Origin of the sequence: Bradyrhizobium sp. RD5-C2, from assembly GCF_019972155.1 — a bacterium.
Lineage (GTDB): Bacteria > Pseudomonadota > Alphaproteobacteria > Rhizobiales > Xanthobacteraceae > Bradyrhizobium.
The window spans coordinates 1-20,476 of sequence record NZ_BOVL01000020.1; the positions used below are offsets into that span (position 1 = coordinate 1).

21 protein-coding genes and 1 pseudogene are annotated in these 20,476 nt (G+C 65.8%); 11 read left to right on the plus strand and 11 right to left on the minus strand.

What is annotated here, in order from left to right; translation table 11 throughout:
- The first annotated feature begins 220 nt into the window (after positions 1-220).
- From BraRD5C2_RS24880 to BraRD5C2_RS24925, 10 genes are all read left to right on the plus strand, one after another.
- Complete coding sequence (locus BraRD5C2_RS24880; RefSeq protein ID WP_223972585.1) at positions 221-1,024, plus strand: outer membrane protein; 804 nt, start codon at positions 221-223, stop codon at positions 1,022-1,024.
- Between the two features lie 127 nt (positions 1,025-1,151).
- Complete coding sequence (locus BraRD5C2_RS24885) at positions 1,152-1,877, plus strand: sulfite exporter TauE/SafE family protein (RefSeq protein ID WP_223972587.1); 726 nt, start codon at positions 1,152-1,154, stop codon at positions 1,875-1,877.
- 27 nt (positions 1,878-1,904) lie between these two features.
- Positions 1,905-2,369, plus strand: coding sequence for a hypothetical protein (locus BraRD5C2_RS24890; protein ID WP_223972595.1), 465 nt, complete (start codon positions 1,905-1,907; stop codon positions 2,367-2,369).
- A 107-nt stretch (positions 2,370-2,476) separates the two neighbouring features.
- Positions 2,477-3,955, plus strand: a complete 1,479-nt coding sequence (gene radA / locus BraRD5C2_RS24895; RefSeq protein ID WP_223972609.1) for a DNA repair protein RadA — start codon at positions 2,477-2,479, stop codon at positions 3,953-3,955.
- 170 nt (positions 3,956-4,125) lie between these two features.
- Complete coding sequence (locus BraRD5C2_RS24900; RefSeq protein WP_223972611.1) at positions 4,126-4,761, plus strand: CvpA family protein; 636 nt, start codon at positions 4,126-4,128, stop codon at positions 4,759-4,761.
- A 26-nt stretch (positions 4,762-4,787) separates the two neighbouring features.
- Positions 4,788-6,350, plus strand: a complete 1,563-nt coding sequence (gene purF / locus BraRD5C2_RS24905; RefSeq protein WP_223972613.1) for an amidophosphoribosyltransferase — start codon at positions 4,788-4,790, stop codon at positions 6,348-6,350.
- A gap of 11 nt (positions 6,351-6,361) precedes the next feature.
- On the plus strand, positions 6,362-6,505 hold the full coding sequence (locus BraRD5C2_RS24910) for a hypothetical protein (protein ID WP_172803473.1): 144 nt from the start codon (positions 6,362-6,364) through the stop codon (positions 6,503-6,505).
- Positions 6,506-6,591: 86 nt separating this feature from the next.
- Positions 6,592-7,332, plus strand: a complete 741-nt coding sequence (locus BraRD5C2_RS24915; protein WP_223972622.1) for an SDR family NAD(P)-dependent oxidoreductase — start codon at positions 6,592-6,594, stop codon at positions 7,330-7,332.
- A 242-nt stretch (positions 7,333-7,574) separates the two neighbouring features.
- Entirely contained in the window at positions 7,575-8,711 is a 1,137-nt protein-coding gene (locus tag BraRD5C2_RS24920) for an NHL repeat-containing protein (RefSeq protein ID WP_223972624.1), read from the plus strand.
- Between the two features lie 152 nt (positions 8,712-8,863).
- Positions 8,864-10,090, plus strand: coding sequence for an ABC transporter substrate-binding protein (locus tag BraRD5C2_RS24925; protein WP_223972626.1), 1,227 nt, complete (start codon positions 8,864-8,866; stop codon positions 10,088-10,090).
- A 131-nt stretch (positions 10,091-10,221) separates the two neighbouring features.
- On the opposite strand, the gene BraRD5C2_RS24930 is transcribed toward BraRD5C2_RS24925, so the two are convergent.
- The 4 genes from BraRD5C2_RS24930 to BraRD5C2_RS24945 form a co-directional block, all read right to left on the minus strand.
- Positions 10,222-10,791, minus strand: coding sequence for a DUF2147 domain-containing protein (locus BraRD5C2_RS24930; protein ID WP_223972635.1), 570 nt, complete (start codon positions 10,789-10,791; stop codon positions 10,222-10,224).
- Positions 10,792-10,842: 51 nt separating this feature from the next.
- Entirely contained in the window at positions 10,843-11,505 is a 663-nt protein-coding gene (locus tag BraRD5C2_RS24935) for a DUF3313 domain-containing protein (protein ID WP_223972637.1), read from the minus strand.
- A gap of 389 nt (positions 11,506-11,894) precedes the next feature.
- The gene (locus tag BraRD5C2_RS24940) at positions 11,895-12,569 is read right to left on the minus strand and encodes a TetR/AcrR family transcriptional regulator (protein WP_223972645.1); all 675 of its coding nucleotides are present in this window, start codon (positions 12,567-12,569) and stop codon (positions 11,895-11,897) included.
- A gap of 170 nt (positions 12,570-12,739) precedes the next feature.
- Complete coding sequence (locus BraRD5C2_RS24945; protein WP_223972647.1) at positions 12,740-13,036, minus strand: hypothetical protein; 297 nt, start codon at positions 13,034-13,036, stop codon at positions 12,740-12,742.
- 200 nt (positions 13,037-13,236) lie between these two features.
- Here BraRD5C2_RS24945 and BraRD5C2_RS24950 point away from each other — a divergent pair, with 200 nt between their 5' ends.
- On the plus strand, positions 13,237-13,629 hold the full coding sequence (locus tag BraRD5C2_RS24950; protein ID WP_223972656.1) for a YybH family protein: 393 nt from the start codon (positions 13,237-13,239) through the stop codon (positions 13,627-13,629).
- A 41-nt stretch (positions 13,630-13,670) separates the two neighbouring features.
- Here BraRD5C2_RS24950 and BraRD5C2_RS24955 read toward each other — a convergent pair whose 3' ends face one another.
- The 7 genes and pseudogenes from BraRD5C2_RS24955 to BraRD5C2_RS24985 all read right to left on the minus strand — a co-directional run.
- Positions 13,671-14,915, minus strand: coding sequence for an MFS transporter (locus BraRD5C2_RS24955; RefSeq protein ID WP_223972658.1), 1,245 nt, complete (start codon positions 14,913-14,915; stop codon positions 13,671-13,673).
- Positions 14,912-16,300 (minus strand): ribosome biogenesis GTPase Der, encoded by a 1,389-nt coding sequence (gene der, locus BraRD5C2_RS24960; RefSeq protein ID WP_223972660.1) that lies wholly within the window; start codon positions 16,298-16,300, stop codon positions 14,912-14,914. The genes BraRD5C2_RS24955 and der overlap by 4 nt, the downstream gene beginning before the upstream one ends.
- A gap of 154 nt (positions 16,301-16,454) precedes the next feature.
- Positions 16,455-17,012, minus strand: coding sequence for a hypothetical protein (locus tag BraRD5C2_RS24965; RefSeq protein WP_223972662.1), 558 nt, complete (start codon positions 17,010-17,012; stop codon positions 16,455-16,457).
- A gap of 86 nt (positions 17,013-17,098) precedes the next feature.
- Entirely contained in the window at positions 17,099-17,755 is a 657-nt protein-coding gene (locus BraRD5C2_RS24970; protein ID WP_223972664.1) for a tetratricopeptide repeat protein, read from the minus strand.
- A 159-nt stretch (positions 17,756-17,914) separates the two neighbouring features.
- On the minus strand, positions 17,915-19,510 hold the full coding sequence (locus tag BraRD5C2_RS24975; protein WP_223972667.1) for a class I adenylate-forming enzyme family protein: 1,596 nt from the start codon (positions 19,508-19,510) through the stop codon (positions 17,915-17,917).
- A 10-nt stretch (positions 19,511-19,520) separates the two neighbouring features.
- Positions 19,521-20,342, minus strand: coding sequence for a 3-methyl-2-oxobutanoate hydroxymethyltransferase (panB, locus tag BraRD5C2_RS24980; protein ID WP_223972669.1), 822 nt, complete (start codon positions 20,340-20,342; stop codon positions 19,521-19,523).
- 2 nt (positions 20,343-20,344) lie between these two features.
- A pseudogene (locus BraRD5C2_RS24985) lies at positions 20,345-20,476 on the minus strand (NnrU family protein); the annotation flags it as partial.

Sequence of the window (20,476 nt, forward strand, 5' to 3'; positions counted from 1 at the left end):
GGTCCTCAATGCCATCATGCGAGACCGAAAGCCGTACCTGCAAACCAAACCAACATAACAGTTGCCGGCCTTCGCCGGGACGACACTGAATGTGCGGCACGGCTCGCCGGGAGCCTGTCGGCGCACGCGAATGCGGCTGGATGTGGCGGACCGGGTACAGCCGGAGGTGGTGTAAATCGACTAGCCTGCCATCGATTTGATTCATGCATTGGGGCTGCCCATGAAGACATATTTCGTCGCCGCCTCCGTGCTCATGCTCGGCATTGCAAGCGCGTCCGCTGCCGACCTCGCCGCCCGCCCCTACACCAAGGCACCCCCGATCGTCGCCGCCAGCAATGACTGGAGCGGCTTCTACCTCGGCGCCAATGGCGGCGGCGGCTGGAGCCGGAAGTGCTGGGACATCGTGCCCTTCACCATCGCCAATCCGGCGCTCGGCGTGGTGAATTTCACCGGGCCGGAAGGTTGCCACACCGCCAGCGGCGCGACCGCCGGCGGCCAGATCGGCTATCGCTGGCAGCAGGCGGCCTGGGTGTTCGGCGTTGAAGCGCAGGGCAATTGGGCCGACCTCTCCGGCTCGAACCCGTCCACAGCGGCGTTATTCGCAGGCTTCGCCAACCGCTCGAAGATCGATGCCATCGGCCTGTTCACCGGACAGGTCGGCTATTCCTGGGGCGCCTTCCTGCTGTACGCGAAGGGCGGCGCCGCCGTCGTGCGCGATCGCTATGAGAGCTTCATCACGCCGGCTTTCGGACCCGGCGTGCCGGTCGGCTTCATCGCCGACCGTGGCAGCGAGACGCGCTGGGGCGGCGCGATCGGCGCCGGCGCCGAATATGCGATCGCACATAATTGGTCGCTGGCGATCGAATACGACCATCTGTTCATGGGGACCGACAATGTTCACATGACCTACGATCCGGTCTTCATCGCCCAGCTCAACCATGACGAACGTATCCGCCAGGACGTCGACATGGTGACGGTGCGCGTCAACTACCGCTTCGGCGGCCCGGTCGTCGCGAAATACTGACGCGGCGCGCGACGGCACGTCTCCGCTTCAAGGCGCTCTTGCGCCGTCTTGAACCCTGAGGTCACACTGAGCCTTCGTTGTCGAGGCACGCATCCGGCGTGGCTCGGGATCATGTCCCGGAGTTCGCGTGGGCTTCCTGTTCGTCCTCATCGTCGGCCTGGTCGCCGGCACCATCTCAGGCATCGTCGGCACCGGCTCGTCGATCATGCTGATGCCGGTGCTAATCTATCAGTACGGGCCGAAGCAGGCGGTGCCGATCATGGCGGTCGCCGCCGTGATGGCCAATCTGTCGCGCATCCTGGCCTGGTGGCGCGAGGTCGACTGGCGCGCCTGCGCCGCCTATTCGATCACGGGCATCCCTGCCGCAGCGCTCGGCGCGCGCACCCTGCTCGCCCTGCCCTCGCACGCGGTCGACGTGGCGATCGGCCTGTTCCTGATCGCGATGGTGCCGGTGCGGCACTGGCTGGCGCGACACGAGCTGAAGGCCAATCTCTGGCATCTCGCAATCGGTGGCGCGCTGATCGGCTATCTCACCGGCATCGTGGTCTCGACCGGCCCGCTCAGCGTGCCGCTGTTTTTGTTTTACGGCCTCAGCAAGGGCGCCTTCCTCGCCACCGAAGCGGCGAGCTCGCTCGGGCTCTATGTCAGCAAGTCGGTGACGTTCGAGCGGTTCGGCGCGCTGACACCCGACATCGCGCTGAAGGGCCTGATCGCCGGCGCCTCGCTGATGGCCGGCGCCTTCATCGCCAAGCGCTTCGTGCTGCAGATGAAGCCGGAGGCCTTCCGTCTGATCATGGACGGCATCATGCTGGCAGCGGGCGCGTCGCTGCTATGGTCGGCAATGGCGAATTGAAGATCGATCATCGACGGAAGCCCGAACATGAAATCAGTCGAACTCTCGCTGTTCGCCGACTACTCCCAATTCTACATCCAGGATGAATCTGCATCGGGCGACCTTTCGACTGCGTGGACGGAGGAGGCGACCGATCGAATGCTCGCGATCGCGTCAGGAACGGTCGGGATCGGCACTGTGCGGAACATGCATGTTCCGGTCTCGGCGCAGATTCTGGAACGCGAGCCGGACCACGATTTCTCCGATTGGGATCACGTCGTCGAAGCCAGCCTGGACGTCGCGTCCGGGCGTATCGTGATCGCCGGTTGCACAGACTACTTCCCTGACGCCATGCGCATCGAAACCGCGCCGGGGACCTATCGGGTGCGCGCGTCCTATGGCGCGCTCGATACGCTGTCGGAGGACGGCCTGGAGGGAGACGATCATTACAGGCTGCAGCTCTGGCCGGCCCCCTCAATCGCGGTGCGGGTCTTGAAGCAACGGCCGACATAGGCGGACCGAAATCGGCTTCGACCGAACACGCTTGGGCACGGTGGCGCCGTTGGTCGTTGCCGGCTCTTGATCCATGCTATGGAGAGAAGACGGAATCGAGCTCGCTGATGGCCAAATCCACCCTCTCCTTCGTCTGCCAGAACTGCGGCGCGGCGTATAATCGCTGGCAGGGCAAGTGCGATTCCTGCGGCGAGTGGAACACGCTGGCCGAGGAAGACACCACGGGCTCGGTGCCGGTCTCGATCCGCAGCAAGCGCAAGGGCCGGACGTTCGCGCTGGAATCGCTCTCCGGCAAGACCCAGGACGCGCCGCGGCTGTCGTCGGGCATGGCCGAGCTCGACCGCGTCACCGGCGGCGGCTTCGTCCGCGGCTCGGTGCTCCTGGTCGGCGGCGATCCCGGCATCGGAAAATCCACGCTGCTGACCCAGGCGACCTCCATGATGGCGCGCGCCGGCCATCGCGCGGTCTATATCTCGGGCGAAGAAGCGGTCGCGCAGGTGCGGCTGCGCGCCGAGCGACTCGGGCTCGCCGACGCGCCGGTGCAGCTCGCCTCCGAAACCTCGGTCGAGGACATCGTCTCGACGCTGTCGGAAGGCGCGGTGCCGCGGCTGATCGTGATCGATTCGATCCAGACCATGTGGACCGACACGGTCGAATCCGCGCCCGGCACGGTGACCCAGGTCCGCGCCTCGGCGCAGGCCCTCATTCGCTTCGCCAAGAAGACCGGCGCAACGATCATCCTGGTCGGGCACGTGACCAAGGACGGCCAGATCGCCGGCCCCCGCGTGGTCGAGCACATGGTCGATGCGGTGCTGTCGTTCGAGGGCGAAGGCTCGCAGCAGTTCCGTATCCTGCGCTCGGCGAAGAACCGCTTCGGTGCGACCGACGAGATCGGCGTGTTCGAGATGACCGGGCTCGGCCTGCGCGAGGTCACCAACCCCTCGGAACTGTTCCTCTCCGAACGCGAGCTCGGCAGTCCCGGCACGGCGGTGTTCGCCGGCATCGAGGGCACCCGCCCGGTGCTGGTCGAGTTGCAGGCCCTGGTGGCGCCGACCTCGCTCGGTACCCCGCGCCGCGCCGTGGTTGGCTGGGACCCGAGCCGGCTGTCGATGGTGCTGGCGGTGCTGGAAGCGCATTGCGGTGTCAAATTGTCCGGACATGACGTCTATCTCAATGTGGCGGGCGGCCTGCGCATCCAGGAGCCGGCCGCGGACCTCGCAGCTGCCGCCGCGCTGGTCTCCTCGCTGGTGAATGCGCCGTTGCCGACAGATGCGGTCTATTTCGGCGAAATTTCGCTGTCCGGCGCGATCCGCCCGGTGGCGCAGACCCCGGCCCGGCTGAAAGAGGCCCTCAAGCTCGGCTTCGGCCGCGCCACCCTGCCCGAATCGGCCCGCGGCGATGGTGGCGGCGACAGCGGGCTTTCGCTGAACAGCGTCGGTAACCTGACCACGCTGGTCGCCGAAATTGCCGCGCGCGGGACGCCCCGAGGCGGCAGGGCCGTGCCGAGGGACGACCAGGGCGGCTCCAGGTCTGATACGGCTGAGAAAAATGCCACACCGGCCCGATTCCGTCGCGAGACCAGCTAAAGCAGGCGTGACGTGCCAGCCCCCCGCCGCTATACATCCGGCGCGCGGGACAGGTGGTGTTGCGGCCTTGCCGAATGCCCCCGATGCGCCTCAGTTAGGACGGCACCGACTTTGCCGATTCGCGAGCCCTTAACAGCGGACCCAAACGTACCAGCGGACCTGACCAGCCGATGCCCATAACGATACTCGATCTCGTCCTGCTCGGCGTGATGCTGATCTCGGGCCTGCTTGCCATGGTGCGCGGCTTCATGCGCGAGATCCTGTCGATCGCGGCCTGGGGCGCCGCTGCGCTGGTCACGCTGTATGCTTTCTCGAAGCTGCTGCCGACCGCCAAAACTTACTTCAATAACGACACGGTCGCGGCCGTCGTCGTGGTGGCCGGCGTCTTCATCGGCACGCTGATCGTGGTCTCGATCATCACGGTGCGGATCTCGGACATGATCCTGGATTCCCGGATCGGCGCGCTCGACCGCACCCTCGGCTTCCTGTTCGGCCTGGCCCGCGGCCTCCTGATCGTGGTCGTGGCGTTCATGTTCTTCACCTGGCTGGTTCCGGACAAGCAGCGGCCCGATTGGGTGACCGGCGCGAAGTCCCGGGTGGTGCTGCAGGGAACCGGGGATTGGCTGATGGCGCTCTTGCCTGATGACCCCGAGAACACCATCTTAAAGAAGTTCAAGAAGAATAAGCCCGACGACGATTCTGCGGCTGATACCAACGATCAGGCAACGCCGGCGTCGGGCGATGGCTACAGCAAACCTGCGCGTGACGGCTTGAAAAAGCTGATCGAGAAACCCGCGGGCCGATAACTTATTTGGGCCCCTTGCGAGAGGCGATGAACGAGATGCAAACCCCTTCCGATCACGCCGCCCAGATGGATCTCGACCTCGGGCCGATCGAAAAGCAGGAACATCTCCGACAAGACCACCGGGACGACGATTTCAGATACCACCCCGATCTTGATGGCGACACGCTCCGCGAGGAATGCGGCGTGTTCGGCGTCTTCGGCCACCCCGAGGCCGCCGCGATCACCGCGCTCGGCCTGCACGCCCTGCAGCACCGCGGCCAAGAGGCCGCCGGCATTGTCTCCTTCGACGGCGGCCGCTTCCACAGTGAACGCCGCCTCGGCCTGGTGGGCGATGCCTTCTCCCGCCGCGAGGTGATCGATCGCCTGCCCGGCAACGCCGCGGTCGGCCATGTCCGCTACTCCACCACCGGCGGCACCATCCTGCGCAACGTGCAGCCGTTGTTCGCCGAGCTCAGCGCCGGCGGCTTTGCGGTCGGCCACAACGGCAACCTGACCAACGGCCTCACCCTGCGCCACGAACTGGTCAAGGGCGGCGCCATGATGCAGTCGACCACCGACACCGAGGTGATCCTGCATCTCGTCGCACAGTCCAAGCGCACCCGCTTCATCGACCGTTTCATCGAGGCGCTGCGCACCATCGAGGGCGCCTACGCGCTGGTCGCGCTGACCAACAAGAAGCTGGTCGGCGCCCGCGATCCGCTCGGCATCCGCCCGCTGGTGCTCGGCGATCTCGACGGCCATCCGATCCTGACCTCGGAGACCTGCGCGCTCGACATGATCGGCGCGAAATATGTCCGCGACATCGAGCCCGGCGAGATCATCGTGTTCGACGAGCGCGGCGCGCACAGCCACAAGCCGTTCCCGCCGAAGCCGGCGCGGCCCTGCATCTTCGAGTACATCTATTTCGCGCGGCCGGATTCGATCGTCGGCGGCCGCTCGGTGTACGACGTGCGCAAGGCGTTCGGCGCCCAGCTCGCGCGCGAGAGCCATCCCGAGGTCGACGTCGTGGTGCCGGTGCCGGATTCCGGCGTGCCCGCCGCGGTCGGCTACAGCCAGTATTCCGGCGTGCCGTTCGAGCTCGGCATCATCCGCAACCACTATGTCGGCCGCACCTTCATCCAGCCGACCCAGACCGTGCGCGAGCTCGGCGTGCGCATGAAGCATTCGGCCAACCGCGCCGCGATCGAGGGCAAGCGCATCATCCTGATCGACGACTCGCTGGTGCGCGGCACCACCTCGAAGAAGATCGTGCGCATGATGCGCGATGCCGGCGCCCGCGAGGTGCATTTCCGCCTCGCCTCGCCGCCAATCCTCTATCCCGACTATTACGGCATCGACCTGCCCGATCGCGGCGGCCTCCTGGCGGCGACCCATTCGCTCGAGGAGATGCGCGACATCATCGGCGCCGACTCGCTCGCCTTCCTGTCGATCGACGGCATGTACCGCGCGATGGGCTATGAAGGGCGCGACCCGGCCAATCCGAGATTCGCCGACCACTGCTTCACCGGCGCCTATCCGACCCACCTCACCGATCAGAGCGAAACCGAGGCCCCGCCGCGCCAGCTCTCGCTGCTGGCCGAGGCGAGCTGACGGAGCGCGCCATGCAGCCGATCATGGGCATCCTCTGTGGGGTGCTGCTGGTTGGCTTCATCGTGTTTGCCTTCCGACAGGGCATGAAGGTGACGCCCGACAATTCGGGCAACGGCACCAACAGCAGCAATATGGACCAGGGGCCCGGCCCCTAGCCGAAAGCGCAGGAATTCGTCATGGCCGGGCTTGTCCCGGCCATTTCCGTCTGTAATACCCGCCGCAAGACCACGGACGGACAGACATGACAAAACCCCTCGCCTCCCGTATTGCCCTCGTGACCGGCGCCTCGCGCGGCATCGGCTACGCGACATCCGTCGCGCTGGCCAAGGCCGGCGCGCATGTCGTCGCGGTGGCGCGCACGCAAGGCGGGCTGGAAGAGCTCGACGACGAGATCCGCAAGGACGGCGGCAGCGCCACGCTGGTGCCGCTCTCGCTGACCGATTATGACGGCATTGCGCGGCTCGGGCTCGCGCTGCATGAGCGCCATGGCAAGCTCGACATCCTGGTCGGCAATGCCGGCACCGCCGGCCCGTCCTCGCCGCTCGGCCATATCGAGCTGAAGCCGTGGAACGACGTGTTCGCGATCAACGTCACCGCCAACTTCCAGCTGATCCGCTGCATGGACCCGCTGCTGCGGCAGTCCGACGCCGGCCGTGCGGTGTTCGTCACATCGGGCGTGGCGCACAAGGCCAACGCTTATCTCGGCCCCTATGCCGCCTCGAAGGCCGCCCTCGACGCACTGGTGCGCTCCTGGGCCAACGAGACCGCCAACACCGCGCTGCTCGTCAATCTGTTCAGCCCCGGCCCGATCCGCACCCGGATGCGCGCGCAGGTGTTTCCCGGCGAAGACCCGATGACGCTGGACACGCCCGACATGGCCGCCGAATTCGTGGTGCCTATGTGTTCGCCCGCATGGACCGAAACCGGCAAGCTCTATGACTACAAGGCGCGCACGCTGCGGAGCTTCCAGCCGCCGGTGTGAGGAATCACAGGCGGGCCGCGCATTCGATGTCATCCCCGCGAATGCGGGGATCCAGTATTCCAGAGGCGATAGCGTTTGAATCGAGACGCCGCGGCGTACTGGATCGCCCGGTCAAGCCGGGCGACGACACCATCTATGACGCATCGGCTTGCCTTTTCCTCGCGATTGACTCCTCCCCCGCCCCGCGATTGACTGCCCTCCTCAAGCGGGACGCCCCGCCAAGAAAAATCTCGGGAGGCATCATGACGCCGACGTTCAATCGCGCGCGCTCCATTCTGTCCGGATTGTTTCTCTCCGCCGGCATCGCATCAGCAGCCTTTTTCGCTCAGCCAAAGCCCGCCCATGCCGGTGACGTTCCGACCTTCGCGGTCGACACGTCCTGGCCCAAGCAGCTGCCGAACAACTGGATCATCGGCCAGGTCGGCGGCATCACCGTCGACTGGCAGGGGCATATTTGGGTGGTGCACCGGCCACGCTCGCTGAGCGATGGCGAGAAGGCGGCGAGCCTCACCCCGCCGCGCGCGAAATGCTGCGTGGCGGCACCGCCGGTGCTCGAGTTCGATGTCGACGGCAATCTGCTGCGCGCCTGGGGCGGCCCCGGCGACGGCTATCAATGGGTCGGCCGCGAGCATGGCATCGAGGTCGACGAGCGCGGCTTCGTCTGGATCGGCGGCAATGCCGATGACGACAGCGCGATCCTGAAGTTCTCGCTCGACGGCAAGTATCTCGGCCAGATCGGCAAGATCGCAGCCCGCACCAACAGCAACGACACCACCCAGCTCGGCCGCCCCGCCGAGATGGCGATCGACAAGGCGGCCAACGAGCTCTACATCGCCGACGGCTACGGCAACCGCCGCGTCATCGTGTACGACGCCACCACGCTGGCCTACAAGCGGCACTGGGGCGGCTACGGCAAGCTCCCCACCGATGACAAGCAGCCGCCTTATGATCCAAGCGCCGCGGTGCAGGAGCAGTTCGGCAATCCCGTGCATTGCATCAAGATCGCCAATGACGGGCTGGTCTATGTCTGCGACCGCAGCCAGGACCGCATCCAGGTGTTCCAGAAGAACGGCACCTTCGTGAAGGAATGGTTCTACGAGAAGAACACCCGCGGCGACGGCGCGGTGTTCGATCTCGCGCTGTGGCCCGATCCGAAGCAGACCTATCTGCTCAACGCTGACGGCGCCAACAACGAGATCCGCGTGCTGAAGCGCGACGACGGCAGCGTGGTCGGCACCTTCGGCCATAGCGGCCGCAATGCCGGACAGTTCGCCCTGCTCCACGTCATGGCGGTGGACCAGAAGGGCAACGTCTACACCGGCGAGGTCGAGGGCAAGCGGATCCAGAAATTCAAGCTGACCTCGGATGCGCTCAAGTAGCAATGACGGCAGGATGACGCTTCGACGCAGTTCATCCGGCTTTATGCGGATTGCCGCTCGCCAAAGGAAAGGGTAAGCGGGAACCCGACGACCGCCACAAGGCTCCACAAGAGGGCCGTTGCGGAAAAAATAGACAGTGGAGGGAATGTCTCATGACGACGACGCTCGCACGGCGCCACGCCGTGCTTCTCGCTTGCGCTGCACTCGGCCTTGCTACCCCTGCCTTTGCTCAGGACAAGAACGTCAAGATCGGCGTGCTGAACGACATGTCGGGCCTCTATGCCGATATCGGCGGGCCCAATTCGGTGGCCGCGGCCAACATGGCGGTGGAAGATTCCGGCCTGCGCGCCAAGGGCTGGAAGATCGAGGTGGTCAGCGGCGACCACCAGAACAAGCCCGACGTCGGCGTCAACATCGCGCGCAACTGGATCGACAACGACAAGGTCGACATCATCACCGATACGCCGAACTCCGGCGTCGCGCTGGCGGTGAGCAACCTTGCCAAGGAGAAGAACTCGATCGTGCTCAACTCGGGCGCGGCGACTGCCGATCTGACCGGCAAGGCCTGCAACGCCAACACGATCTCCTACACGTTCGACACCTACATGCTCGCCAACGGCACCGGCAAGGCGCTAACCAAGGCCGGCGGTGACACCTGGTTCTTCCTCACCGCCGATTACGCCTTCGGCCACGCGCTGGAGCGCGACACCTCGGCGGTCGTCACCGCCAACGGCGGCAAGGTGCTCGGCGGCGTCAAGCACCCGCTCAACACCGCGGACTTCTCCTCGTTCCTGCTGCAGGCGCAGGCCTCCAAGGCCAAGATCATCGGCCTCGCCAATGCCGGCGGCGACACCACCAACGCGATCAAGCAGGCGTCCGAATTCGGCATCACCGCGGGCGGACAGAAGCTCGCCGCGCTGCTGCTGTTCGTCAACGACGTGCATGCGCTGGGCTTGAAGATCGCGCAGGGCCTCACCTTCACCGAGTCGTTCTATTGGGACATGAACGACCAGACCCGCGCCTGGTCGAAGCGCTTCCAGAAGGTCTCGCCCAAGAACGCGATGCCCTCGATGACGGTCGCCGGCGTCTATGCCGGCGTGCTGCATTACCTGAAGGCGCTCGACGCGATGGGCGGCAATCCGCATGACGGCGCCAAGGTCGTCGCCAAGATGAAGGAGATCCCGACCGACGATCCGCTGTTCGGCAAGGGTCCGCTGCGGATCGACGGCCGCCGCATCATCCCGGCCTATCTGTTCGAGGTGAAGAAGCCGGAAGAGTCCAAATATCCGTGGGACTATTACAAGCTGATCGCCACCATCTCGCCGGAGGACGCCGCCAAGCCGCTCGAGGCCAGCGATTGTCCGCTGGTGAAGAAATAAGCGAGCTCTGTAGGGTGGATTAGCCGACTACGTCCGCCGTAGCTCAACGAGCGAAGGCGGAAGGCGTAATCCACCATCTTTTCACAGAACGAAGTTGGCGGGTTACGCTTCGCTAACCCGCCCTACTCCGATCACTTCGCCGCCGACTTCGCCTTCGCCGGCGCCGGCAGCGATGTCCATTCCCTGTCGGCACGCGGGCCGCCGGGATCGCCGGTCAGGCCGACGAGTTGTCCGGGCTGAGCGTCGAACGTCGGCGTCCAGGTCTGGGTCTGGCACAGCAGCTTGAGCAGGCACCCCTTGAGCTTCAGCCGGTCGGACGGATCGCGCCACAGCGAGACCGAGTAGGACTTGCCATCCTCGGCATTGTAGATGTCGCCGTCGAATCGGCCCTCCGGCGACAGCTTCAATCCCAGGATCAGCTGATGGCCGAGCAGCGCGCGCGTGCGCTTGTCGGGATCGGGATTGAAGCTGTCGCGGAACGGCTGGCCGCGCGGATCGAGCGGATCCTTCATCCACACGATGAAGCCGCAGATGCGGTCGCGCGCGGCGCCGCAGCGCTCGAGGCGGATGCGCGCGCGCCCGTCTTCGGTCAGCCAGGTGCCGCTCGGATCGTTCGATGCGATCACTTCGGCATGGCCGGTTGAGCTCATCAGAATGGCGGCGACCAGGCCGCGCAGAAACAGGCGAACCATGTAATTCATTCGACAGCACCTTTCATTGTCGGGATCGTTGCGGCAGGCGCGACGCGCGCCTCACTTCAGTTGCGCCATGAAGGCATCGGCACCCTTGTCGATGCCGGCGGTGGCGGCGGCGAGATCGCCGACGCTGGCCTTGATGTCGTAGGCGCCGGGATATTGCTTGCTGACGTAGGCGCCGAGCAGGCGCGCGGTCGAACTGTCGAACATCTCGACGGCATAGATCACCGAGCCGGTCATCGTACCCTCGCCGTCACGCGCGGCCTGCACGCCGTTGTAAATCGCGCCGGCCATGTCGAAGCGCGACAATGTGCCGAGCACCGGCGTGTTGGCGACCGCGCCGGTCAGCGTCAGCCGCACGCGAAACGTGTTCGGCCCGCGCGTATTCACCAGCGTGAAGCGGCCGCGCAATTTGTCGGCGAAGCGGGTCTGCATGTAGGCGGCGAGCGTCTGCTTGTCCTTCTCGGACATGTCGCCGAACTGATGATCCGCACCGCGATAGATCACGACCGGATCGAGCATCACCTTGTTGTAGCTCCGCCAGTCGACCGGCGGCGCATAGCGATACGGCACGCGGCCCGACGAGTCGGACGTATCCGGCGTCATGTAGGCCGACGAGGCCACGTCCGAATAAGCCACCGGCGTAACGGCGGCACATCCTCCGGCGAGGACGCAAAGCGCCATCGCTCCCAGACCGCGCGCGGCGATCGAGCTCTCCATTCCAATCTCCTCATCCGAGCTAAAGCGGAAGAGCAGCTCGGCCGCAGCCGCGTCCGGGGCTGAAGTGCGGCTGCGGCCGTCACTGCCGATCTGGCTCGCCCTCACGGCGCCGCCAGATCTTGCCTCAGCGCGACAACTATAAAACCGACCAGTTGGTTTGTAAAGTTGCAATCGCAGGAAACGCGTCAGAAAAATCCGGCGGTCGAATTGCCGTGGAAGCTGGTGCGGCCGCTTCGCGAATGACGGTCTCGCGCTGTCACAAACCCGCGATATCTCTTGTGCTACCGCACCAATTGCCGGGGGATTTCAGGGGCCCGGTGCCGACCCAACGCCGCCAAGCGATCCATATTCCGCTTGGGCGGCGTTGTGCTTTCGGATCACGCCGGAGATCAGCCACGCTTGCGCGCCGATGCCGGCTTTGCGGCCCGTGCGCCGACAGGCCGCGGCGATGCCGCGCGTGTCGCCGTCGCTTTGGGTGGCTTTGCGGCCGCCGTCGCGCCCTGCTCGATCGCAGTCCACTTGCTGTCGTCGAGCAATCGCTCGAACAGGCGGTCGCGCTCGGCATCGGTCAGCGACGACAGGCCGAACAACGAACTCAGCAGCAGCCCCCGCGCCGCGGCCCAGCGCAGCAGCGCCAGATCCGGATCGCGCGCCTCGGCCTTCATCAGCGCGATCTTCTTGATGTCGACATCGCGCGGCATCGCCATCAATTCGGGATTCTCGTTCATTGCAGCCAGCAGTGCGAATGCTCCGGCCCGCGGCGTCGAGATTGCCTCCTTGAGCGTTGCGATCTGCGCCGCCAGTTCCGGCTGATCCGTCGTCTCGCGCGCCTTTTCGAGGTAGCGGCTCGAGAACTCCTCGAAATGCGCCATCTGCTGCTCGAGCAGAGCGCGCAGCACCGCTTCCTTGGTGCGGAACTGATGCATCACGCCGCCCTTGCTGAGCCCGCTCTCGCGCGCAATCGCGTCCAGCGTCAGGCGTCCCGGACCATCGCGCGTTACGATGGTGATCGCGGCGTCGAGTGCGGCGTTGCGGGAGCGTTCCGAGCGGGAAGGATTATCCATAGGATACTCGACAAATGGTGGTGCGCAGGAAGGAGTCGCGTGAAAGCACAGTATCTCAGCGGCCTCGATCAATCTCAAGCGCGGCATCTGGTTCTGCCAGGCCGCGCCAACAGCGCGCCCGACATGCCGGCGCCGGCATCGGGCGGCGCCATAACCCATCGATCATCGGGCTATCCGATCGCTCGCGCGCATGGGCCTTCGGCGCCGCGAACCTTCTGCAGCAGACGGCGGCGCAGGCCGTAAAGGAACCCGTGAGCCATTCGGCCGATGACCCTCTCCCCGCGACCGCGCGTGCGGGCAACAGACTCCGCGTCGGCATAGCTGGCAGCGACGATCGTGCCGTGCCTGCCGTCATCGAGCTTCAGGTCGGTCAGATAGACAAGGCCGCGCGACGTCAACAGCGCCGCCTGCGCGTCGCTGAAGCGGGTCAACTCATCGCAGATATCAACGGCCTCGTCGTCCACCATGCTCCTCCTGCCCAGGCGGCCTCAGGGAACGAGGCGCGCATCTTCATCCCGCATTGCTTATACAAACCAACCGGATGGTTTGTATACAGGCAAAATGGCGCAATCCGCAAGATCCAGCCCGGACGCATCGGCGTGTCGGATCGGCGCCCTCGCATTCGTCCTCGAAGCATCGATCAGCCAGCACGCGGAGCACGCGAACGATGACACAGCAGCGCAACACGGCAGAAACCGAAGTCAGAACAATCATCGAAGCCTGGGCAGACGCCGTCCGCCGACACGACTATGCAGGCGTCCTCGCCCATCACGATCAGGACATCGTGATGTTCGACGTGCCGCCACCGCTCCAGTCACGCGGACTTGATGCGTACAGGAAGACCTGGGATTTGTTCTTCGGCTGTCAGCGTTCCTCCTACGCCTTCGATATCGAGGACATCGCGATCACGGCCGGCGATGACGTCGCCTTTGCCGTTGCGGTGATGCGATGCGGCCCGCTCGACGACACGTTCCAATTCAGGCTCACGATCGGACTGCGCAAGATCGACGGCAGCTGGCGGATCACGCACGAGCACCATTCGGTGCCGGCGACTGATTAAGATGTAGGGTGGGTTAGCGAAGCGTAACCCACCCTACGAAGCTACGTTCTCTTCGCCGTCGCACGCCAGGCGATGGCGAGTGCGAGCAGCAGCAGCACGCCGGCCAGATAGAACGGCGCACCGGGCAGCTTCACGGACACGTTGTCGCCGATGAAATACGCAAACGTCAGCGTGAACAGGAACGGGCCGATCAATTCCGACATGCTCTGCACGCTCGATGTCGCGCCCTGCAACTGGCCTTGTTGGTCGGCGGCGACGAGTTGCGTCGTCAGGGCCTGGGTCGCGGCGCCCGAGATGCCCCACAACGCCATCACGGGAATGCCGATCCAGAACAGCTGCCCGGTCGGCGCCGCGCCGAAGATCACGAAGCCCAAGGCGCCGCAGACGAGGCCGAGGAACAACGCGTTGCGCTCGCCGAGCCGCTGCACGATCGGGCCGATCGCCGCGCCCTGCACGATCATGCCGCAGAGCCCGACCAGCGCCAGCGTCGCACCGACGGTGCCGGTGTCCCAGCCATAGCGATAGGTGGCGTACAGCACGAACACCGAGGGCAGCACGACATGCGCGAGCTGGCCGAAGAAAGTCGCCAGCGACAGGCCGGCCAGCGTCCGGTTCGCGCGCAGGAAATGCAGCGCGCCGATCGGATTGGCGCTCTTCCATTTGAACGGCGCGCGCCGTTCGACCGGCAGCGATTCCGGCAGGATGAACAGGCCATAGAGGCCGTTGACGAAGCTCAGGCCGGCCGCGGCCCAGAACGGCAGTCGCGGATCGATCTCGCCGAGCAAGCCACCGAGCGCCGGTCCCAGAATAAAACCCGCGCCGAACGCGACGCCGATCTTGCCGAACATCGCGGCGCGCTGCTCCGGCGCGGTGACGTCGGCGATATAGGCGAACACGGTCGAGATGCTCGACGAGGTGATACCCGAGATTGCCCGCCCGACGAACAGCCAGATCAGGTTCGGAGCCAGCGCCATCAGCACGTAATCTGCGGCGAGGCCGAAATTCGACAGCAGGACCACCGGCCGGCGGCCGAAGCGATCGGACAGCGCGCCCAGGATCGGCGAGCAGACGAACTGCATCAAGGCCCAGATCGAGCCGAACACGCCGAAGATGCGCGCCGCATTGGCGGTGTCGTTGTTGACGAAGCCTTCGATCAGCTTGGGCAGGATCGGGATGATGATCCCGAGCGCGAGCATGTCGAGCAGCAGGGTGATGAAGATGAAGATCACCGCGCCACTACGTGCCTGCGGAACTGCCGCAGGATGGGCTTCGGCGTCGCCGCTCACGACGGCCGCTTGCGCTTGTGGGCAAACGGATTGGCCTTCTCGCGCAGCGTGATCCGGATCGGCGTGCCCGGCAGATCGAAGGTCTCGCGCAGCGAGTTGGTGAGGTAGCGCAGATAGGATCTCGGGATCGCATCGGCGCGCGAGCAGAACAGAACGAAGCTCGGCGGGCGCGCCTTGACTTGCGTGATGTAGTTCAGCTTCAGCCGGCGGCCCGAGACGGCCGGCGGCGGGCTGGCCTGGATTGCCTGCTCGAACCAGCGATTGAGCGCCGCAGTCGGCAAGCGCCGGTTCCAGACGGCATAGGCCTCCTGGATCGCAATCATCAGGCGGTCGATGCCCTCACCCATCAGGCCGGAGACGGCGACGATCGGCGCGCCCTTGACTTGGGGCAGCCAGTGGTCGGCATCGGTGCGCAGCTGCGAGATCTGGTTGGGCTTGCGCTCGACGAGGTCCCATTTGTTGACCGCGAGCACGATGGCACGGCCCTCGCGCTCGATGAGGTCGGCGATGCGCAGATCCTGCTCCTCGAACTTGTTCTGCGAGTCCATCATCATCACGACGACTTCGGCGAAGCGCACCGCGCGCAACGCGTCGGCGACCGAGAGCTTCTCCAGCTTCTCCTCGATCCGCGAGCGGCGGCGCAGGCCGGCAGTGTCGAATACGCGGAACTGGCGGCCCTGCCAGGTGATCTCGACCGCGATGGAATCGCGCGTGGTGCCGGCCTCGGGGCTGGTCAGCAGCCGCTCCTCGCCGAGCAGATGGTTGATCAGCGTCGACTTGCCGGCATTGGGTCGGCCCACGATGGCGACGCGGATCGGGCGCTGCGCGATCTCCTCATCCGACCAATTCTCGACGCCCTCGATCTCCTCCTCTTCCCCCTCGCCGACGGGTTCAGGCATCAGCGCACTCAGCGCCTCGTGGAGGTCGCCCATGCCCTCGCCATGCTCGGCCGAGATCTGCACGGGATCGCCGAGGCCGAGCGCGTAGGATTCCATTGCGCCGATCTCGCCGTGCTTGCCCTCGGCCTTGTTGGCGATCAGCAGCACCGGCTTGTTGGCCTTGCGGGCGAAGTCGGCGAAGGCGCGATCGGTCGGCGTCAGGCCGACGCGAGCGTCGATCACAAACATCAGCGCGTCGGCGAGCTCGATCGCGGTTTCGGTCTGCTCCTGCATCCGCGCCGTCAGCGAGCCCTTGGCGCCCTCATCGAGCCCCGCGGTGTCGATGATGGTGAAGTCGAGATCGTAGAGCCGCGCCTGGCCCTCGCGACGGTCGCGGGTCACGCCGGGCTCGTCGTCCACCAGCGCGAGCTTCTGGCCGACCAGCCGGTTGAACAGCGTCGACTTTCCGACATTGGGCCGGCCGATAATGGCGATGGTAAAAGACATGGATCATCCCGGCGCCGCGGCGCGGCGCGCGTCTAATGAATTGAAGCAGGAGCCTAGCGCGCGATGCGATTGGGTTGAACCGTCATCGCGCTTTAGATTCTTGTTTTAGCATGATCTTTTCGGAAAACCGCTTCGCACTTTTCCGGATCATGCTCTAGCGGCTAAATCCACCGCTCGGTAGCGGCGCGGGGAACGCGCCGCCGGATTGTTGCGAGGTCTGGGTCTGCTGCGCCGGCGCCGCAGGCTGCGCCTGCTGGTCGTCGGCCGGCGGCGCGGTGGTGCGGCGGCGAACGATCTTCTTCGGCTTCGGCTCGGGCGGCAGCGCGGCGGGCGCGCCCTCGTCCGGCGCCGCCGCGTCGGGAGCCGCGGCCTGATCCGCGGCCGGTGCGGCGCGCTTGGTGTGCTTCTTGGCACCCTTCGGCGGCTCAGGCGGCGGAGCCGGCTGGGCAGCGGCCGCTGCCGCGGCATTCTGCTGGTCGAGCTGCTCCTGCTGCGAGCCCTTGTACAATTCCTTCGGCACGCCCTGCTCGAGGCCAGGCACGCCTTCCGGGAACACCGGCTTGCGGTCACCGGCCAGCTTCTTCTTGGTGTCGAGGAAGTCGAGCAGATCGCTCGGATCGAAATTGGCCATACCGCCACCGCCGCAGCCGGCCAGCGCGCTGCAAAGCGCTGTCAGAACTGCGGCTGCGATCAGGCGTTGCGAGCGGCGCATGGTCGATCTCTCACTCAAACTCGGGTTCTGTCTGGGCATGATCCGATCGGAAAACCGGTTCCCACTTTTCCGGATCATGCCTCGGTTCAGCTTTTGGCGACCGGCGGCAACAGCGCCTGCAGCGCTTCAGCGCGCGAACGCAGGCTCGGCGGCGTCTCGCCGTCATTGGCAATCTGGTCGAGCCACTGCCGCGCGGCGGTGGCATCGTTGGCGCGCCAGGCCGACAGCGCCAGCAACTCGCGCGCGGAGTGGCGGAACGTCGAGTCCTTCGACGTCGCCATGCCCTCGAGCCGTTGCACCATGTTCGGATAGGTCGTGGTGTCCATCACCATCTGCGCGGCGCGGATCCGCGCCAGATCCTGATCGGGACCGCCGACGCTGCGGTCGGCTGCGATCTCGTCATAGAGCTTCGCAGCGGCCGGCTGATCGCGGGTCGCGACCTCGGCGGCCATGCGCAGCCGCGCCAGATTGCGGTAGCCGGACGGCGCCTTGGTGATCAGGTCGGCGAACGCCGCCTCGGCCTCGGCGTGCTTGTTCTGGTCCGACAGTTCGACGGCGCGGTCGAACGCCGCACCGGCCTCGGCGGCCTTCTTGCCCTCGAGATATTGGTAGCCACGCCACCCACCGACGCCCGCGACCACCAGGATGGCCAGCGCGATGATGAAAAGCGAGTACTTGTCCCACAGCTTCTTGAGCTGATCGCGACGGACTTCCTCGTCTACTTCGTCAAATAATTCAGACACTTAAGGCTATCCCATCCCCTCGGGACCGCGAATCTCGGCGGAGCGCAGCCCCTACCTGATCCCCACATCGCGGCGGCGTTACCCTAACGGTGTGGCAGAGGCAAGGCAAAGCGAGGCGGATCAAAGCGTTAACCGGGGAAGTTTGTCCTACCCCGGGGGCTACGCCCCTGCCGACAAGCCCTCGCGCAGCTGGCGCTTGATCACCTTGCCGTTGGCGTTGCGCGGCAGCGGGTCCGATGTCAGCGCCATCGTCTCCGGCACCTTGTAGTCGGAGAGACGTTCGGCGCACCAGGCGCGCAGGCTCTCGGCCTTCACGTCAGAGCGGGTCACGATCACGGCGTGAACGCGCTCGCCGAGCACCGGGCACGGCTTTGCGATGATCGCGCTCTCGACCACGGCCGGATGGCCTGAAAGCACGGACTCGACTTCGGCGGAATAGATCTTGAGGCCGCCGCGGTTGATCATGTCTTTCTGACGATCGAACACGCGGACGAAGTTCTCGGCATCGACCGAGCCGAGATCGCCGGAATGCCAGAACCCGGCAGTGAAGCTTTCGGCGGTCGCCTTCGGATTGTTCCAGTAGCCCTTGATGACGGAGGCGCTGCGGATCCAGAGCTCGCCGATTTCGCCGCGCGGCACCTCGTGGCCATCGGCGCCCATCACGACGATCTCCGCGCCGGGACACGGCAGGCCGACGCTGTCGATATGCGCGGCGGTCAATTCGCCCGGCATCAAGGTCGAGGGCGACGTGGTCTCGGTCGCGCCGTAGCAGTTCGCGAGCTTGAGCCCGGGAATCTTGGCGTCGAGCTTTTCGATGGTCGCAACCGGCATCGGCGCGCCGCCGAACCCGCCGATGCGCCAGCTCGACAGATCGGTGCTGTCGAAATCCGGCTGCATCAGGCAGAGATTGTACATCGCCGGCACCATCACCGTGTAGGTGACGCGCTCGCGCGCCGCGACCTTCAGATACTCCGACGCCTTGAACTCCGGCATGATGATCAGCGCGCCGGCAGAGCGCGCCATGGTGGTGACGTTGGCGACCGCGCCGGTGACATGCGCGAGCGGCACCGCCGCGATCGAGCGATCGGCCTTGGTCAGCTTCAGGCAAGATGCGAACACCATCGAGGAGTGGATGATGTTGCAATGGGCGAGCATCGCGCCCTTCGGCCGGCCCGTGGTGCCCGAGGTGTAGAGGATCATCGCGGTGTCCTCCTCCCTCACCTCCGCCGGCGCTTGCACTGGCGCATTGTCGCGCAAGGCAGCGAATTGCGATGTGCCGTCGTCGCTGACCGAGACGCGATGCGCGAGGCCGGGAATATCGGCCGCGTCGGGGATGCGGTCGACAAGCGCGGCCTCATGGACCAGACACTTCGCGCCGCAATCGTTCAGCACATAGGCGATCTCGGGCTTCTGCTGGCGCGTCGAGAGCAGCACCGTGACGAGGCCAGCATGAGCGGCGGCGAACATCGTCAGCACGAACTCGATGCGGTTGCCGAGCAGGATCCCGACGCGGTCGCCCGGCGCGAGACCAAGCTTTGCAAAGCCCGCCGCGACCTTCGCCGATTGCTCGGCGACCTCGCGCCAGCTCAAGCGCGTCGCGCCACAGACCAGCGCCTCGCCGTCGCAGTTCTGTGCGACGGCGTCCGCGATCATCGCCCACAGGCTGGCCGGCCGCTCGGCAAAGACAGGCACGACGCGGTCGCCAAAGCGCGGCTCGAGCCGCATGGCCGGAAGTGGGTGTTGCGACCAGTCCATGCGCGCCTCGTCAGCTCTTCTTCATCCCGTAGACGTGCTCCGGCCCCGGAAAGGCGCGGCTCTTCACGTCGCGCGCATAGCCCGCGATCGCTTCCTCGATCATCGGCCCGAGGTTGCCGTAGCGGCGCACGAATTTCGGCGCACGCGGCGACAGGCCGAGCATGTCCTCCAACACCAGCACCTGGCCGTCGCAGACCGCGCTGGCGCCGATGCCGATGGTGGGAACAGTGATCGATTGCGTGATCTTGCGCGCCAGCGGCTCGGCGACCGCCTCGACCACGATCGAGAAGGCGCCCGCCTCCGCGATCGCCCTGGCGTCGTTCTCGATCGGCGCCCAGGTCTCCTCCTCGCGGCCCTGCGCGCGGAACGAGCCCAGCGTGTTGATCGATTGCGGCGTCAGGCCGATATGGCCCATCACGGGAATGCCGCGCTCGGACAGGAACGCCACCGTCTCCGCCATCCGCGCGCCGCCCTCGAGCTTGACCGCGCCGCACAGCGTCTCCTTCATGATCCGCACCGCCGACCGGAACGCCTGCTCTTTCGATTCCTCGTAGGAACCGAACGGCATGTCGACCACGACGAGTGCAGCCTGCGAACCGCGCATCACCGCGCGGCCCTGCAGGATCATCATGTCGAGGGTGACAGGCACGGTGGTCTCGAAGCCGTGCATCACGTTGCCGAGGGAGTCCCCGACCAGGATGGCGTCGCAATGCCGGTCGACCAGCGCCGCGGTGTGCGCATGATACGACGTCAGCATCACGATCGGTTCGCCATTCTTGCGGGCGCGCAGATCGGGCGCGGTCTTGCGCTTGATGGCGGATTGAACAGACATAGTCAGGCTCCCATGACAGGCACGCCGATCACGACCGGGTGGAACGCAAACGCCAGCGCCAGATAGACGATGACACCGACCGCGATCGCGATCAGGTCGTTGGTCGGACCGCCCACCGGGATCGGCGGGCCGCC